This window comes from Bermanella marisrubri (assembly GCF_012295615.1).
GTDB lineage: Bacteria > Pseudomonadota > Gammaproteobacteria > Pseudomonadales > Oceanobacteraceae > Bermanella > Bermanella marisrubri.
On record NZ_CP051183.1, the window covers coordinates 2,271,500 to 2,288,122 of the forward strand.

Sequence of the window (16,623 nt, forward strand, 5' to 3'; positions counted from 1 at the left end):
AACATGAATAACATTACCCATTTCATTAACGGTCAAATAACAGCGGCGAGCGAACGCAACGCCCCTGTTTATAACCCAGCGACCGGTGAGCAAACGGGTGTTGTGTCTCTTGCTCCGGCTTCATTAGTAGAAGAAGCCATTGCTAATGCAAAAGAAGCATTCGAAGAATGGTCAAAAGTCACACCTCTCAACCGTGTGCGCATTCTATTTAAGTTTAAAATGCTGCTTGAAGAGCGCATGGATGAGTTAGCAGAAGCCATCACCAAGGAACACGGTAAAGTGTTTGAAGATGCGAAAGGCGAAATCATTCGTGGTATGGAAGTGGTTGAATTTGCCTGCGGTATTCCATCGGCATTAAAAGGTGAAATTACAGAGCAAGTCGGTCGTGATGTCGACGCCTACTCTGTGAATCAACCACTGGGTGTTGTGGCCGGTATCTCTCCGTTCAACTTCCCTGCCATGGTTCCAATGTGGATGTGGCCTGTTGCCATCGCCTGCGGTAATACTTTCGTGATGAAGCCTTCAGAAAAAGACCCAACGGCTACCTTAATGGTCGCTGAGTGGTTAAAAGAATGTGGCTTGCCTGATGGCGTACTTAACATCGTTAACGGTGATAAAGAAGCTGTTGATGTTTTACTGACTCACCCAGATATTCAAGCAGTAAGCTTTGTTGGTTCCACACCCATTGCTGAATACATTTATTCGACTGCCAGTGCACACGGCAAACGTGTTCAAGCGCTTGGCGGTGCAAAGAACCACATGATTGTCATGCCTGATGCTGATATCGACGGTGCTGTAAATGCATTAATGGGAGCTGCGTTCGGCTCTGCTGGTGAGCGCTGCATGGCAATTTCTGTAGCGGTCGCCGTGGGCGATATTGCTGACGAACTGGTTGATAAGCTTGCTGCCAAAACAAAAGAACTCAAAATTGGCAATGGTATTAACCGCGGCCTTGATATGGGTCCATTAGTAACCAAAGAGCACCACGCAAAAGTAAAAGGCTATGTTGATCTGGGCGTGGAAGAAGGTGCCAAACTCGTTGTTGATGGCCGCGACGTCAAAGTTGACGGCGGAGAGAACGGTTACTTCTTGGGTGGTTGCTTGTTCGATAACGTCACCACCGACATGAAAATTTATCAGGAAGAAATCTTTGGACCCGTGCTTTGTGTAGTGCGTGTAGAGGATTACGCCACAGCCGCCAAGATGATTAACGATCATGAATACGGTAATGGTACATCGATCTTTACCCGTTCAGGTGCGGTAGCTCGTAAGTTTGCACACGATATTCAAGTGGGCATGGTCGGTGTAAACGTGCCGATTCCAGTACCAATGGCATTCCATGCATTTGGTGGTTGGAAGCGTTCTCTATTCGGTAGTAATCATGTTCATGGTCCTGAAGGTGTGAGGTTCTATACCAAACGTAAAGCGGTCACCATGCGCTGGCCAGAAGGCGACCTAGACGCCGAATTCGTCATGCCAACCATGAAATAAAACTTCTAAAAAAGGCAGGGTCCTACCCTGCCTTTTTGATAAAAGATTGCTATGAATATTGAAAAATTAATTGACGTTAATCAGCAAAACGCAGAAAAAGAAGTGTATCTTCCAGATCAAGAAAAGATTGCTTCAGGTAACCCTGAGCAAGGTATCTGGAATGTATTCTCTTCGAAAGATGAAAAGTTCAATGCTGGCATTTGGGATAGCCAAGCAGGTAAATGGCAAGTCAGTTACAGCGAAGATGAATATTGCGTCATCTTAGAAGGTGGATCTATTATTCACGATAAAGATGGCAATACGAAAACCGTGAAAGCCGGTGATCATTTTATGGTGCCAGCTGGTTTTTCTGGAGATTGGGAAGTCCCTAATTACTGTAAAAAATCTATGTAGTTTACGAAGCCTAGTGCTTTTATAAATAATCATAGTGATAGAAGAAAGATAAAACACATTGAGAACGAGACGACCAATATGACCCAACGCACACCGCATACAGGTTCCTATTACGCAGCCACGGCGAACGATCAAGTGGACCGCCCGTCTTTACAAGACAGCATTGATACACAGATTTGTATTGTTGGTGCTGGCTTTACCGGTATTTCCAGTGCCCTACATTTAGCCGAAGCCGGTTTTAAAGTAACCGTGCTTGAGGGTGCGCGTATTGGTTACGGTGCAAGTGGTCGCAATGGTGGTCAGCTCGTTAACAGTTATAGCCGTGACATCGATGTAATTGAAAAGAATTATGGCAAAGAACTGGGTAGCGCCCTTGGTCACATGGCATTTGAAGGCGGTAACATCATTCGCGAGCGAATAGAAAAATACAATATTGATTGTGGCTACAAGCCCGGTGGTATTTTTGCTGCATTCAACGCCAAGCAAATGCATGAACTCAAAGAACAGAAAACGCTTTGGGAACGTTATGGCCACGAAGGTTTAGAGCTGCTTGATGAAGACAGTATTCGTGAACAAATCAATACCGACGCCTATATTGGTGGTCTTTTAGATCATACTGGTGGTCACATTCATCCGCTTAATCTTGTACTCGGTGAAGCTAAAGCATTTGAAGAGCTTGGCGGTACGATTTATGAAGATAGCAAGGTTACTAAAATTGATCGCTCCAAACGTCCGGTGGTTCACACTGAAAACGGCAGTGTAACCTGCGATTATCTTTTGCTTGCCGGTAACGCTTATATGGGCGGTTTAGTGCCTGAGCTTGCATCCAAGTCGATGCCTTGTGGTACTCAAATTGTGACCACCGAGGTGCTGGATGAAGACATGGCCAAGTCCCTCATTCCAAATCAATACTGTGTTGAAGATTGTAATTACAAACTCGACTATTACCGTATCACACAAGATAACCGTTTGCTCTATGGCGGCGGTGTAACATACGGTGGTGGTGATCCTGCGAGCATTGAGCGTTTTGTGCGAAGCCATATGGAGAAAACCTTTCCACAATTAAAAGGCGTGCAAATCGAATATGCATGGGGCGGTGACTTCCTATTAACCATGAGTCGCTTACCGCAAATTGGCCGCTTAACCGATAGTATTTTTTATGCTCAAGGCTACTCAGGTCATGGTGTAACCACCACTCACCTTATCGGTAAGCTCGTGGGCGAAATGATGAAAGGAAATGCAGAACGCTTTGATGCCTTTGCCAGTCTGAAACACTATCCGTTCCCAGGCGGACAAATGTTCCGAGTGCCATACACTATGATAGGTGCAGCCTACTATGGCATTCGCGACAAACTAGGGATTTAGTATCGCCATTCTCCACTACTAAAACCGTCATGCCCGACCTGATCGGGCATTCATTTAAATCGCAGAAAAAATAAACTTACATTAGCAAGCAACATCGCTTTGTACGGCATCGCAAAATGACAGACTGTGCGCTAAACCATAGTAAGTAAGCATCTCGGGGGTTAAGCTACGGTTTTCAGCCATTTGCTTAACCTGTGAGGTATTAATGTTAAGTTATTCCCAGTGGGGTTTAGTAGCCGACGCCTATATCCCTGTTTTGGCCTTGATCACGCTTATATTTTTGCTAAAAGAACTCGTCAAGTTTAATTTCCAACGACCCTTGAAGCAATTATTATGGATTTTCATATCCGGTTGTTTTGTTTACGGCGTTATGGCGGTAGATCAAGCGCTTAATATATGGTCAGCAGTCGGGTTGGATTACAGCACACATAGTGCAGTGGCCCTGATCTTTGTCGTATTTCTGGTACTTCAAAAATCAATAGCGGCTGTTCTCAGTATCGTATCATTTGTCCTGTATGCTTGGTTAATGATGTATCTGAATTACCATTCCATACTCGACATTTTGACCACCGCACTAGTCGTGACACCGATAATTTTTGTTTTACAAAAACGTTAGAGTGAACCAATTAAGCTTCGAACTTCGAGAAATAATCAGATGAATCCTCAGTCAAGCTGGGAATGACATTAGAAGTTGAGAATGACTAGCGTTCGTCATGCCCGACCTGATCGGGCATCCATTAGAATCGTTATCGCAATCTTAGTGACACGATTTCTTAAATTTCTCCAAACGCCAATAGTTATAGGGCCATGGTGTAATAAAGCCCACAAACAGCGCGATTGGAATCACCCACCACGTTAAAATGGCGCCACCGGTTAATGCATAGTCGGTGATATTCATCGCCAACTCCATAGCGATCATGGAAATAAAGCTCATGCCTAACGCGGTTTTTAATGCATCTTTAAAGTCAAACTTTGCACGTAGCAATATGATAGTTTCTAGCAAGATACTGGTTAATAAACCATTCACCATAGCCAGTGCCATAACGGATAGCACTGACCAGTCATGTTCAATATTTTGAAAATACGCGATCGTCCCAAAGTCACCAATGGCACAGCCAATCAGGCACCACTTAGTATTATGCGCGCTTTTTATCCAATTGCTTTTATTTTTCCAAGAAATAGCCATATCCCCTCCTCTTTCAATTTTTAACAGTGTAAAGGTGAAGAAAGATTAAGGCGTTATAGGATTGTTATATCATTTTATAGAATTTATAGGTTATCCAAGGGGACACGCTCTTGTTTGTGGCGCGCATTTCTAAAGTGGCTTGGTGTTAGGCCCGTCACTTTTTTGAATTGTCCACTTAAATGTGCAGTACTACTGAACCCTAACTGAAAGGCTATTTCAGCTAAGGTATCTTGACCGTAGGCTAGCATCTCTTTCGCCTTTTCAATGCGCAAACGAATAAAATATTGCTCTAATGTCATACCTTCGATACTGGAGAATAAATGGCTTAAGTATTGATAATCTCGATGCACATGTCGGCGAACATAGTCAGAAAGCTTTTCACGCTGATGAACTTGGTCATTTAAATATTGAATGCAAGCGACTTTAAGTTGGTCTACCCAAACGCTTTTACTCGCATTTAAGCGCTCAAAGCCATATTTTAAAAGCTCGGCATCTAATGCTTGGATCTTATCGTCGCTAAGCTCGGCTGAGAGTACGACTTCGCCTAACGTAATATTGTCATAGGCTATATTGAGATCTGTCAAAACCTGCTGCACGATCATAATACAGCGATTACATACCATGTTTTTAATATAGAGCATCATATTTTTTGTGTTTCTATCGCTGAGATTCTCGATATAAGGCTTGACCAAGACTTTGAAAATAGTCTTTGAATGCATAATTGATGCGAACTCGGTGCTGGCCTTGTGGGTATAAACCCAATTTAGCTTCGTCTGATTCTTTTGTGCCTTTCACCAAAAACTCATTTTTTATTGGCTGATCTTGAATGAACGCTTCAAAGGCACGCGCACATATTTCTTCTGGCTGACTAAAGTACTTTGTATTCATTTTCTTATCCACCAGCACGGACTGCTTAAAGACATCACTGGGCTCTTCGCCATCTTCACTCAATAAAATGGTCTGAAAGCATTGTACTAAACGGTGATTAATTGGATGTGCTTTATAGTCTCCATCTTCTAACCAATAGCTACTTGCAAATTGATGTCGACTTACTTCGTTTTCATCGTATAGTTTGCTGCAAATGTAATGATCAAACGCATGAAACCATTCGTGAGCAATACTGCCAGGCCCTGCATTTTTGGCGAGCGCAAAACTTCGCGTACTAGGATCATAATGGGCACTGACATAGCGTTGACCACCTTTTCCATACTGCAATGCCAAAGATCCACGCAAAGATACAAGGTCTTCAGGTGCAGATAAAATACACATCAAATCACTGAGCGCGTCGTAAAACAAATTCGCCGCTTTCGCTTTCTCGGCGTGGGTCACCCATTTCCCTAGTTCAATACTACGAAAATTAAAGCGTCGTCTTATATCAATAAAATTGACATCGTCGTTTCTATGATTTGGTCCGCGGCGATAGAATATTCGGTCTTTCATATCACAAAAGTTTACCGCAGATAGTACCTATTAGTCTTGGCGCATTCTAAAACATAACTGTATAGATTCTTTACGCCTAATGGATTGTCATGACGCCTCAATAGGCTATTAATTAAACAACTCATTACTTAAAGACACTCATAATAAAACTTGTAATAGGAGACCGTCATGCTGCCTGCTCGTCTTTTAATGCTGATTAAAGCCTTTGTCTTAAGCTCTTGTTTCCTTTCGCTTGTTGCTTGTTTTGATTTCGGCGGTGACGATGATGACGACAGTGGTGGCGGTACCACCGTAGCTGCGGGCTATTTCCTAGATTCTGCAGTAGGCAACATTCGCTATGAATCCACCGATCACACTGGATATACTGAGCGCAATGGCTATTTCCCCTACACGCCAGGGCAGACCATTACTCTAAGCTATGATGGTTTAACCCTTGGCACGGTTACCACCAGCTCCAACTCCTTAGTTGTCACACCCGCTACAATTCTGGGTCAAGTAAATCCATCGAACACTACCAACTTAACACAACCGGTAAAAAACTTATTAGTGCTTCTGCAAAGCATGGATGAGGACCAGAATTTGGATAATGGGATTTACTTAATTAGTAACCGTAATGATTCTACCTCGACACAAAATCCGTTTGCCAATATCAATCTATCTGCGAGTAAAGATGATTTCGCGTCAGCCTTGCAAAATGTCGTAAACAGTGAATTTTCAGGGCGCGGAATAACCCTAGTAGATGAAGCCGCTGCGCTTGAGCACTTTCAGGATACCCTTAATAAGTTGAGCGCCAGTGCATCTTTCTTAGGTCGCTGGATCGCACGAAACGGCGAATATGGGGATATCAGCGCCATTTACGACTTTAGCGCCAATGGAGAAGTGACCGTCACCGAATACGATGATTGTGCGAACAATGACATTTATTGGTCCTCCACAGTAGAGTCCACTGATAGCAACTGCACGACCCGCCCGGCATTTACACAAAGTTATTCCCTGGTTGGCAATGCACTATCACTGACAGGTTCAGGAATCACAGATACCTGCATAGTAGTAAGCTCTAGCGAATTTGAGATTATTGCCAGCTGTATTTATCAGGGAGTAGACGAAGTAGAAACGACGATTTTCCAAAAAGACAATATCGAGTTTGCAGAGGCCACTGTCGCTGGCAAATACACAGAAATTGAAAGAGGCTCTAGTGGCCTATTGAGCACCATCGAATTTACATTAAATGGCGGCAGTAAGGGCGGAAGCTATAGTGTCATTGGTGGATCTTCAAGTGACAATAACGGCGATACAGGCACGATCGAAGATTGGTCAATCAACACAGGCGGCAACCTCGTTTTTAATGGTACAGACGATGCTGATGCTAGTTTTGACGGTGAGTACCGCCCAGCTCAATCTGGATTAGTTTATCTAGCGGGCACATGGATAACTGACTACGACGACAACTCTTCGTGGGTACCATCCTTACTTCGCAACGTAAAAGCCAACTCCAACGTGAATACCATCGCGGACATAGATGGCTTTCATGGGATTTACGATGCGGAAACCGGTGTCTGCAAGGGCGTTATAATCCTAAACAGTACTAATTATGAGGTTTACGACAGCGACGCCACCAGCAACCTCATATGCGATTATCCGGATAATTTCGACGAATTAACGCCAAGCAAGACTTATAGCGTGAGCACTAGCGATAGCTTGCTCGAACTAACCGAAAACGCTACCAGTAAATGGTGCGTGCTATTACACACTCAGCTAGGCGGTGTCATAAAGTACGTGGCTTGTTCAACTAACGCTTCAGGTTTTGATCTTGAAGTCTGGCGCCAACTCTAGCTAAGATCTGGTTAGAAAAAATCCAGTGGATTAATACATAGTGCCATCCACTCTAACTGGCACTATGTCCTCATGATCTTCGACGACTCATTGTTCTTTTTCATTCGCTTTTGTGCTCGATGCTCATTGGCCAGACCCAAAATTAGTTCTAAGTCATCGATGGTTATATCAACAAATGAATCTAACTGATCTCGTGCATAAATCAAATCATCGCGGCAGATGCGAGAATCGAAATTGTTATCTCCTTTCTGTATGGGCCCGTTACTATGTACTCGAGTTAACTTAAACCAGTGAGTTGGATATCGACGCCATTCAAAAAACCAATTGAAAGTAATAGCGCAGATCAAGAGTAGGGCCACATTTAAAGCAATTGGACACAATAGATAATGAAAACCAAGCTGGTGTACAGCGTCCCCTCCTATTACGGCGTAAAGAGCTGTTGCTCCACCTGGTGGATGAATACTGCGAGTATATGTCATAAGCAGAATGCTCAAACCAACGGCCATGCAAGCAGAAAACACCGTAAAACCTAAGAGCTTATAAACGGACACACCTACAAGTGCACATACTGCGTGACCCACAACCAAAGGCCAGGGTTGTGACATGGCACCATGGGGGACAGTAAACACCAACACAGCGCTAGCTCCCAAGGATGTTACCAGCATGTCGGGTATATCAAACCCCGTTAAGTGGGCACTAATGACGACACACAAACACAAAGACCCTGCTGCACCACAGGCCGCTAAAAGCCTTTCTATAAGGGAAAAGCCGGTTGATTCAATCCCTAAGGTATTCGATAACTCCTTTAAAAAAGGCCCTTGCTTCACATGTACTCCGATATAGCGACTAACCGCAATATATAAGCGATCTTGATTAACAGCATTGAGATAACCGGGACAATGTGACACACAATCAGCCAAGCGATCGCGAGCTGATCTTCTAAACGAAAACCAGCCCAAACACTAATCACTAGCGTGGGCAATGCCACAATAAACAAGATATTTGACCAACGCAGCATGGCTATGACTCCCCTATGCTCCCTATTTGTGCACGCATACTAGCCAAAGGTAATAGTTGTGTATAATGAATATTAAGTAACTTTTAATGCAGAAATATAGAATTATGGATATTCGACTCGCCCAAACCTTTTTAGAAATCATGAGCTCAGGGAGCTTTCTAGTCGCGGCAAAAACACTTCACATCTCACAAACCGCCGCTACCGCACGCATCAAGAACCTAGAAGAGCAATTAGGTACACAATTATTTATTCGAAACCGCAATGGTGCGAAATTGACATCCGACGGCGAGCGTTTCGTTGAGCATGCAAGACGACTGGTTAATACTTGGAAAGAGGCTCAGGCTGCTTTAGCTCATCCGGCAGAGGAACCTCAAACGGTTACAATTGGCGTTGAATCTAGCCTTTGGAACCCAATTGCAACAGATATGGTCAATCAACTTTATCTGCAAAAATCAAATCTTAAGATGCATGTTGAGGTTGCAGAGTCAGAGGCATTACACAGATATTTACATGATCAAACCTTAGATGTGCTTATCCTGCATTCCCCCCAATATCACTCACAATTAGAGGTAGAACTCTTACTGGAGGAAAAACTTATTCATGTTGCTTCCAGTAAACGATTTGAACCTAATTTATTCATTAATTGGGGCAATGACTTTTTACAAAAATTCGATGCCAGCTTAACCACACCTAAACAAACTGGGTTAAGCTGCAATTTAGGCCCGTTGGCATTAAAGATCATGCTAGAAACTGGTGGAAACGGCTACTTTCGAACTCGTGTCGTTAAACCCTATTTGGACACTGGAGAGCTTTATAAAGTCAGTGATACGCAAGAATTCAGCTATCCGATATTTATTACTCGGAACAAAAACAACAGCAACCCTATTCTTCCAGAGGTACTCAATGCCACTCGAGCGATAACACAAGAGCAAACTGAATGGCTTATATAAAATAACCGCTAGTCGGTGGTTTATGTTATTGATTTACAGCTATAATGCGGATACATAAATCACTTAAGCTTCCCAAAATGCAAATTTATATATTCGTCGCCTGCGATCGCTTAGAAGAAGCACAAGAAAAACAGCTAAAGCAAAACCGAGAGGACATTCTGGCTGCACTCAAGGCATACACGGAATCTATGCCGCAAGTGGACATTAAGGTGATCAACGAAACGGATAGTGACAATTGCGAAGACTGGGTTTTGGGAATCGAACAACCCATAAAAAAACCAAAACAATTGCAAACACCGGTGAATCTTTTCAATGATTTAGCCAAGCAATATGGTATTGATGCTGAGTTCGGTACGGCTGAAGATGGTAATAGAGAGGCGGTCAGTTATTTCGGTCATGAAGAAGGAAAAGGCGATTCATTTATGCTGGCGCAGTATCTTGAGCTTTGAGTGAATATTTAGAGTACCGTCCTTCCCGCGAAGGCGAGAATCTATTTTTAAGTTTGAAATGAAGTAGATGGACTCTCAATCAAGCTGAGGGTGATACGGTGCGACATTACCATCTGAACTTTTCTATCCTTGATAATAAATGTATAGACATAATACCATGCCACCCACACTATCACTCCACTCAGAAAAAAAAGTACTAATGGAATGAAACGACAGAAGATCATTGAAATTTATTCCTAACTAATAAACCTATGGCGCAATTTACTATAAAACTCACCTTTTCTAAGTTTTTCAATCACCGATTAAAATTCTCTTGGTTTCAGTGATTTTTAAAGATGCTACCTAACCTTTGTAAAATACCCAGAGGCATATCTACTCCCCAATTCTAGGCTCTTTCATTTTAAAACCGAGGATAGAGGGGCCGAAAATTTTCTTAAAATCATTTAAGATATAAAATACAGGCTTTTCACCTGGGCGGGCTACAATAAGAGTATTGCCATTCATACCAATCCCAAATCCATTTTCACTTTCGATGATTGATCCAAAGAAAGGTATAGAATCAAGGTACGGGAGCTTTAGCTCGTCCCTTGGATTTTTATTAGACACTTTCATTCCAAACCAACCAGAGCGTTTCCTAGATACAATGTATTTTTTGTCTAACGTCAGTTTATTTTGGTTTTTTGTATCGGTTAGTTTAGTGATCTTTTCGGACTCGATATCGTATAAATCGATTGATCTGATTCCGTGCAATAAAATCTCTTGGTCATTCAATTTAGATATTCTTTGAAAGTAGGAATAATCCTCATCTAGGACCAATCTCCTAGAAACACCATCATCAATAGAGTAGAACATTAATCCAGACCCACTATTATAATAGAACCCGGAGTCGTCATTTTTCCATATAATATCTGGTGGAAAAGATAGGGATAAAAGAGATCGATAGGTTTCATTTTCGGTATTGAATAACCTTAGTTCTATGATATTACATTTTCGGACTATGTAAATAAACTGTGTTTTTCCGTGGGATACATAGATTCTAGACCGGGCAAGCTCCTCATCATCTCCTAGTAACTTTTCACTCTCAAACGGCTTATGAATTTCAGAAATAGCTAGATCAACCGCAAATATACTATATCTATTATCTTTCTTTGGTACTCCATTAAAAAGAATGAGAGGTGCGGCCATAGAAGTTAGATCACTCCAGCTTCGATATTCAATGTCTCGGCTAAAACCTTGGATGACTTCCCGGCTCAAAAAAAATGGTTCGTCATTCACGTTTGATTCAATAGATTCGTCATCACCTTTCTGGCTACAGCCTTCAACGAGCCATAGTGATGCTAACATGAGTAGTAATGTTTTTTTCATTTCAATATCCTTATTGAGGCCGAACATCCCTTTTGATGTATTCAACTCTAGGCACAGGGAGTGAGACTGAATTACCAAAGTCCCAACCGACTTTCACTTTATACTGTCCTAGATCCTCAATGTTAATAGAGTGTCCCCAAGGAATGGATATATAATTATCTACTGATATAGCATCAGCATTTGTGCAGTGTGCGCTACTAGTGCCGGTACACTTCAGATGCTCTTGAAGAACTCCAAAGCTAGTATCCGAACTACCAACACTTTCCAATTGATTCGTTGTATCTATCGCCCAGAAATTATTGATACTTTCAAGACTTCCATTTTTAAAACCAATCAAAGCGTCAGAAAATTTATCTCCGATAATATTCCCAGTTACGTAATTGCGTTGAAGTTTCATTGAAATATCTTTAAATCCAACAAAACCTGCTAAGCCTCCGACACTATCTACTCCTCTTATTGAGCCTTCACTACGACTGTTCGAGATGAGACCACCAAAATGCCCACCTGAAATACCACCAACGTAAATATAGCCAGCCACATTGGCCATGCTGTCACAGCCTATAATATCTAGCGTTCCGGCTCTCCCAACAACACCACCTACATATTGTCTTCCAGAGATTTCACTGGAAACAGAACAGCCGATAATTCGATTCCCATCTTGATTATCCACTAAACCTACAATCCCACCAACTTCGCCAAAACCACGTATTGTTCCTCTCGAACTAACATTGAGCAAAAGGTTATCGCTGGAACTTATTTCCGCGACTACCCCACCAACACTCATCTCTCCTTGAATAGACGCAAGGACAATAATGTTTTCTAATATGTTGTTTCTGAATATATATCTTGCAACACCAGCTGCATCCCCTTGTGAATGAATATCACCTCTTATCGCTGCATTTCTGATCATGCTATCGCTCGACATTCTTTCAACTAGGCCAGCGGCCTGGTCAAAACCGTGAAACACTCCATCAATATCGGCATTCATTACATCTGCTGACGCCATTGAGCCGAACAATCCTGCTACAGCTTTCGCTCCATGAAAGTAGCCCTCTATCTTAATATTATTAAATTCAGATAGTTTGGCCCATCTAGCAATGCCGTTAATAGACGATACTTTATTCATTTCACCAACAATGATTCCATTGAAACTGACATTATCAAACTTACTATGAATTATATCCTCAGCAAATCCTTGACCATGTCCTTTGTAAACCCTTAATCCTCCTTCAATATGTACATTATTGAGTTCTGATCCTTTAATCTTGCTTGCTAAAAATGAAGGGTCTTCACTATGAATTCGATTAAGACTCCCTCTTAGAGTTAAGTTTTTTATTTTAGCATTGTGCAATGAATTGAATAGAGACCGATGAGTAGAATCATCGTTTATGAATAGATTTCTTAGCTCAAAATTATTACCCTCAAGTACACTAGAAAAGGTATTAAATTCGTAGACTGGAGACCAGTTTGTCAAGCGCCCTCTCTCTCTATCTTCATGATAGAACTGATCCTCTGGATCAACCTTATTATTAGCATTAGTATCGAAATCTAAATTTTTCTTTAGCTCATAACCAACACATCGACTTGTAAACACACCATGTCTATTCAAAGGCCTACAGCCAGAAAAGTCTCTTTTAGCATCCTTCGACACCTTCTTTGAGCTTCCACTCGGCGAAAAACGTATAGCAGAAAAGTCATCTAGTGAATTGACATCAATAAGACCATTATGATCTGCATCCGCATCATCCTTACCATTATTATCCCAATCGTTGTCATTCGAATCTGGAATTCCGTCATTATCAAAGTCGTCTACATAATTATCCAAGTATTTGATATTTAACCGCTGACAATCACTATCGCAGTTTGAATTCCAAGCGTCTGCTAATCCATCCTTGTCATTATCCAAGGAGGCAAAAGGCAAATCAGGTAATTGATCAACTGGCATCGATATGCTTCTTTTACATTCTTCATCACACGCACTATTAAAGTAGTCAAATACCATATCTCTGTCCCGGTCAATCGAGAAGTTTACATCTCTAGGCGCCATATCCAAGTGATTTGGAAAACCATCTAGGTCGGTGTCTTTATATTCGATGTTCCCTAACAATAGTTTGGGTTTCACCGTATTTTTACCACTATTCCACTCGATAACGTCCAAAAATTCGGCAGAGAACAATTCTTCAATACAATCAACTTCATCACAAACAACTGATTTTCTGGTAAATTCCAACGGAGCCTCATAGTTTTTCCTCACAAGTGCTAGCTGTTGGAATTTTATATCCTCCTTTTTAGCGATTAGTTCGCCGATACTATCTATACTAATGTTCAAGTTTGACGTCATGGATTTTGGAATAGAAGCTAATTTATGACCGGTAATTACTAATCCGTTGGACAAACCCACTTCACCTTTTGCCGAGCTAAAGTAATCGAAGATCTGATCTTGTCGATTACTTCTAAAACTGGCCACAAAGTGTGACAGATTAGTACTATTGATTTCCTTGGATACAATGTGAACACTATTATCACACCCCCCGTTCTCGTCCTCAATCAGATCCATAGCGACCCAGGCATTGCTTATTATCGTTTTGGATAAATTACTACCAAAAGCATTGACGGTTTGGCAGCCTGTTTTTACTACTCTTGCAATCAAGCTAATATCTTCAATATTGCTATTCTCTGATCTACCGATTAGACCATTCACAACTCTAGCACTAGTATCAATCACCCCCTCAAATGATAAACCGATTACATCTGAATCAATGACATTGCCAACAAGACCTTTAAAAGAAGGTATATGGATTTCTGATTTATCTCTCGCTGTATGTAGAGTTCTCGCTTCAAATGATACATTCACAATTTTTGATAATTGAATTGAACTTGCGAGTACACCGTGTGCGTGGTTTTGTTCCCCGTAAAAAAGACCGTTTTCAAAGTTTATATTTCTTATCTCTGCCCTCTGCATCTGTTGAAACAATCCAATATTAAAATTAGATTCATCATCCTCTGGACTATGCATTTGTCTGATACCTTTTACAGAGTATCCATTCCCATCTAAAACAGCACCAAAGGATTTGATTTGCTCCCAATTGACTAAAACACCCTTACCGATTGGAAACTCAATGTCATTGACCAACTCATACCCATGACATTGCCGCCTAGTCCTTCGGCCAATTGTTTTAAAAGGGCAGCCACTAGCAGCTTTCTTTTCAGATACTCTGCGAAGTCCTGTGCCGAAGCCGAAGGGATCATGCTTTAGGAAATCTACGAGTTCTTGCGAGGTTCTAATCTCGATCAGTCCATTGCTATTACTATCCATATCCTCTTTTCCGTCACCATCAGCATCTATGTCATCAGTATCAACTATGCCATCATTATCAAAGTCAAATAAATGCTCATCCAAAGTAAGGCTAAATTGCTTTTGACATATATTTCCACATGTTTTCACCCATTGATCTGGCAAACCATCAAAGTCTTCGTCGATAGCTGCAAAGGGATTCTTAGGAAACTGATCTACTGCGAAGGGTTTTTTTTGTGTTTTGGGTGTGCCAATATTTATAACAAAGAAGCTTGGTATCACCTTTTCGGTATAGCCATCCCTATCCAAATCAATGGCACGAGCTGCATTAAATGGCCACTGGTCATAGCGATCAAAATATCCATCTTTATCACTATCTCTATACCAGGTTCCCAAAATTTTGATATTTGGGATAAATTTAGTTCGGCTCAGTCCCTTTATATTAGTGCTATCAAACCTATTTGCTCCTACATGATGTTGTATTAATTTCTCATCCTCCTCTGTTAGGACTACAACAGAATCGACAGAGCTTTCAGGACTGATCCAGGATTCTTCTTCGCTTATATTTATACCTAGATTTAAATACACTTCATCAAAACTATTTATGAAATTGGTCTGAATGACGGAATGCTCAACATTTACTTTGTAGTGACTATACGCCAAAGCAAATCCGGTGACGTTAGGATCTTTTGCCGCGAGCACAATAGCAGAGTTCACAGACACCCCTGCTTTTCCAATTTGTTTTGAAACAATACCACCAAAATAGCCAGTACCTTTCGCCATAACCATTATATAGGCATTACGTATTGAAGCTTTACTATCGACAGAACCAATAACGCCTCCCATATCGCCAGTTGAAAACAGTTGAACATTGATTGACACTCCGTCAATGTCAACAGAACGTGGAACAGATCCGTATTTCGAATTATGGGCTCCAATTAAACCACCTGCATAGGAAGGTCCTATGATTTCACCATTCACATGGACATTAGAGATCGACACATGCCCTAGCGATTCACCGATAATTGACCCTGCAGAGTAACGAGACTGAATATAAAAATCTGTCAATTTCAGATTACTGATTTCTAGACTATTAACTTTTCCAAACAATCCAGCCACTTGATTTCGGTAGTCTTTTCGATTGATTACTAGGTTTCTGATCTCATGGCTATTTCCATTGAAGACCACTGTCCTCTTATTTATAAGCTGAATTGGTTTCCAGCCCTCACCCGCATTCCAATAAGAATCATTACTGTCAAACTTGCCGTCATTGTTATCATCGAAATCTAAGTTAGCGTTTAATTCATAGCCAACACATTGTTTCTCTGGACAACCTTTCATACTCCCATACAGCATGAATTCTAAGTCGCTCTGTTCAAGACTAACGCGCATTGCATTTAGATCTTCTATCGTATTTATATCAATTAGACCATCACCATCGCGATCAACCAGAGTGTCATTGCTCGCTGAGACATTGAAAGAAAAGAGAGTTATGGAAGAGGTTAATGCTAAATGTACAAAATTAGAGGTAAGGCAGGCTAAGAAAACATATATTCGTTTAATAATAGATAACTTAATATGGGCTTTCATCGTAGGTCCATCTAACATAAAGAGTTAAATTATACGGAATATTATGCCCGACCTAACTCGCCGCATCCACAAAGTCATGAATGATAGCGTAATATCTGTGGGAAGCCTTTTATTCATTATAAATTAGCACCAGCAAAGTAGAGAGAAAAATCGTGATACTCTTCACAACTCAGGAGATAGAGGAAAGATAGAATTGATTAAAGCCGATGGAAGAACCTAGAACTATTGTAATAGCTGTGTTATGGGCT

General features: G+C 41.4%; 13 protein-coding genes. 7 read left to right on the forward strand and 6 right to left on the reverse strand.

Features of this window, described 5'->3' with window-relative positions; genetic code table 11:
- Nucleotides 1-3 precede the first annotated feature (3 nt).
- The 4 genes from HF888_RS10495 to HF888_RS10510 all read left to right on the forward strand — a co-directional run bounded on the left by HF888_RS10495 (nt 4) and on the right by HF888_RS10510 (nt 3,865).
- Complete coding sequence (locus HF888_RS10495; protein ID WP_007017278.1) at nt 4-1,491, forward strand: CoA-acylating methylmalonate-semialdehyde dehydrogenase; 1,488 nt, start codon at nt 4-6, stop codon at nt 1,489-1,491.
- Between the two features lie 51 nt (nt 1,492-1,542).
- Entirely contained in the window at nt 1,543-1,884 is a 342-nt protein-coding gene (locus tag HF888_RS10500) for a cupin domain-containing protein (protein ID WP_007017279.1), read from the forward strand.
- 78 nt (nt 1,885-1,962) lie between these two features.
- A complete protein-coding gene (locus HF888_RS10505) occupies nt 1,963-3,249 on the forward strand; it encodes an NAD(P)/FAD-dependent oxidoreductase (protein WP_007017280.1) in 1,287 nt (428 codons plus the stop codon).
- Between the two features lie 205 nt (nt 3,250-3,454).
- Nucleotides 3,455-3,865, forward strand: coding sequence for a hypothetical protein (locus HF888_RS10510; RefSeq protein WP_007017281.1), 411 nt, complete (start codon nt 3,455-3,457; stop codon nt 3,863-3,865).
- 141 nt (nt 3,866-4,006) lie between these two features.
- On the opposite strand, the gene HF888_RS10515 is transcribed toward HF888_RS10510, so the two are convergent.
- The 3 genes from HF888_RS10515 to HF888_RS10525 all read right to left on the reverse strand — a co-directional run bounded on the left by HF888_RS10515 (nt 4,007) and on the right by HF888_RS10525 (nt 5,875).
- Nucleotides 4,007-4,435, reverse strand: a complete 429-nt coding sequence (locus HF888_RS10515) for a DUF4396 domain-containing protein (RefSeq protein ID WP_007017282.1) — start codon at nt 4,433-4,435, stop codon at nt 4,007-4,009.
- 83 nt (nt 4,436-4,518) lie between these two features.
- On the reverse strand, nt 4,519-5,079 hold the full coding sequence (locus HF888_RS10520) for a helix-turn-helix domain-containing protein (protein ID WP_007017283.1): 561 nt from the start codon (nt 5,077-5,079) through the stop codon (nt 4,519-4,521).
- A 13-nt stretch (nt 5,080-5,092) separates the two neighbouring features.
- Nucleotides 5,093-5,875 carry a CLCA_X family protein gene (locus tag HF888_RS10525; RefSeq protein WP_007017284.1) on the reverse strand — a complete coding sequence of 261 codons (783 nt, stop codon included), beginning with the start codon at nt 5,873-5,875 and terminating at the stop codon, nt 5,093-5,095.
- 168 nt (nt 5,876-6,043) lie between these two features.
- Between HF888_RS10525 and HF888_RS10530 the strand changes: the two genes are divergently transcribed.
- Nucleotides 6,044-7,708 (forward strand): hypothetical protein, encoded by a 1,665-nt coding sequence (locus HF888_RS10530; RefSeq protein WP_007017285.1) that lies wholly within the window; start codon nt 6,044-6,046, stop codon nt 7,706-7,708.
- 62 nt (nt 7,709-7,770) lie between these two features.
- Here the strand turns inward: HF888_RS10530 and HF888_RS10535 are convergent, their stop codons facing one another.
- Nucleotides 7,771-8,616, reverse strand: a complete 846-nt coding sequence (locus HF888_RS10535; RefSeq protein ID WP_165837019.1) for an HPP family protein — start codon at nt 8,614-8,616, stop codon at nt 7,771-7,773.
- Nucleotides 8,617-8,812: 196 nt separating this feature from the next.
- Between HF888_RS10535 and HF888_RS10545 the strand changes: the two genes are divergently transcribed.
- Both HF888_RS10545 and HF888_RS10550 read left to right on the forward strand, forming a co-directional pair.
- Nucleotides 8,813-9,676: a LysR family transcriptional regulator gene (locus tag HF888_RS10545; protein ID WP_083771889.1), complete on the forward strand. Its 864-nt coding sequence runs from the start codon at nt 8,813-8,815 to the stop codon at nt 9,674-9,676.
- Nucleotides 9,677-9,753: 77 nt separating this feature from the next.
- A complete protein-coding gene (locus tag HF888_RS10550) occupies nt 9,754-10,125 on the forward strand; it encodes a hypothetical protein (protein WP_007017289.1) in 372 nt (123 codons plus the stop codon).
- Between the two features lie 372 nt (nt 10,126-10,497).
- On the opposite strand, the gene HF888_RS10555 is transcribed toward HF888_RS10550, so the two are convergent.
- Nucleotides 10,498-11,490 (reverse strand): hypothetical protein, encoded by a 993-nt coding sequence (locus HF888_RS10555; RefSeq protein WP_133308428.1) that lies wholly within the window; start codon nt 11,488-11,490, stop codon nt 10,498-10,500.
- Nucleotides 11,491-11,500: 10 nt separating this feature from the next.
- Nucleotides 11,501-16,375: a M26 family metallopeptidase gene (locus HF888_RS10560; RefSeq protein WP_007017291.1), complete on the reverse strand. Its 4,875-nt coding sequence runs from the start codon at nt 16,373-16,375 to the stop codon at nt 11,501-11,503.
- Nucleotides 16,376-16,623 lie beyond the last annotated feature (248 nt).

Excerpts from the sequence above, each read along its gene's own strand:
- HF888_RS10495 (WP_007017278.1), top strand. The coding sequence starts at position 4 with ATGAATAACATTACCCATTTCATTAACGGTCAAATAACAGCGGCGAGC.
- HF888_RS10500 (WP_007017279.1), top strand. The coding sequence starts at position 1,543 with ATGAATATTGAAAAATTAATTGACGTTAATCAGCAAAACGCAGAAAAA.
- HF888_RS10505 (WP_007017280.1), top strand. The coding sequence starts at position 1,963 with ATGACCCAACGCACACCGCATACAGGTTCCTATTACGCAGCCACGGCG.
- HF888_RS10510 (WP_007017281.1), top strand. The coding sequence starts at position 3,455 with ATGTTAAGTTATTCCCAGTGGGGTTTAGTAGCCGACGCCTATATCCCT.
- HF888_RS10515 (WP_007017282.1), bottom strand. The coding sequence starts at position 4,435 with ATGGCTATTTCTTGGAAAAATAAAAGCAATTGGATAAAAAGCGCGCAT.
- HF888_RS10520 (WP_007017283.1), bottom strand. The coding sequence starts at position 5,079 with ATGATGCTCTATATTAAAAACATGGTATGTAATCGCTGTATTATGATC.
- HF888_RS10525 (WP_007017284.1), bottom strand. The coding sequence starts at position 5,875 with ATGAAAGACCGAATATTCTATCGCCGCGGACCAAATCATAGAAACGAC.
- HF888_RS10530 (WP_007017285.1), top strand. The coding sequence starts at position 6,044 with ATGCTGCCTGCTCGTCTTTTAATGCTGATTAAAGCCTTTGTCTTAAGC.
- HF888_RS10545 (WP_083771889.1), top strand. The coding sequence starts at position 8,813 with ATGCAGAAATATAGAATTATGGATATTCGACTCGCCCAAACCTTTTTA.
- HF888_RS10550 (WP_007017289.1), top strand. The coding sequence starts at position 9,754 with ATGCAAATTTATATATTCGTCGCCTGCGATCGCTTAGAAGAAGCACAA.
- HF888_RS10555 (WP_133308428.1), bottom strand. The coding sequence starts at position 11,490 with ATGAAAAAAACATTACTACTCATGTTAGCATCACTATGGCTCGTTGAA.
- HF888_RS10560 (WP_007017291.1), bottom strand. The coding sequence starts at position 16,375 with ATGAAAGCCCATATTAAGTTATCTATTATTAAACGAATATATGTTTTC.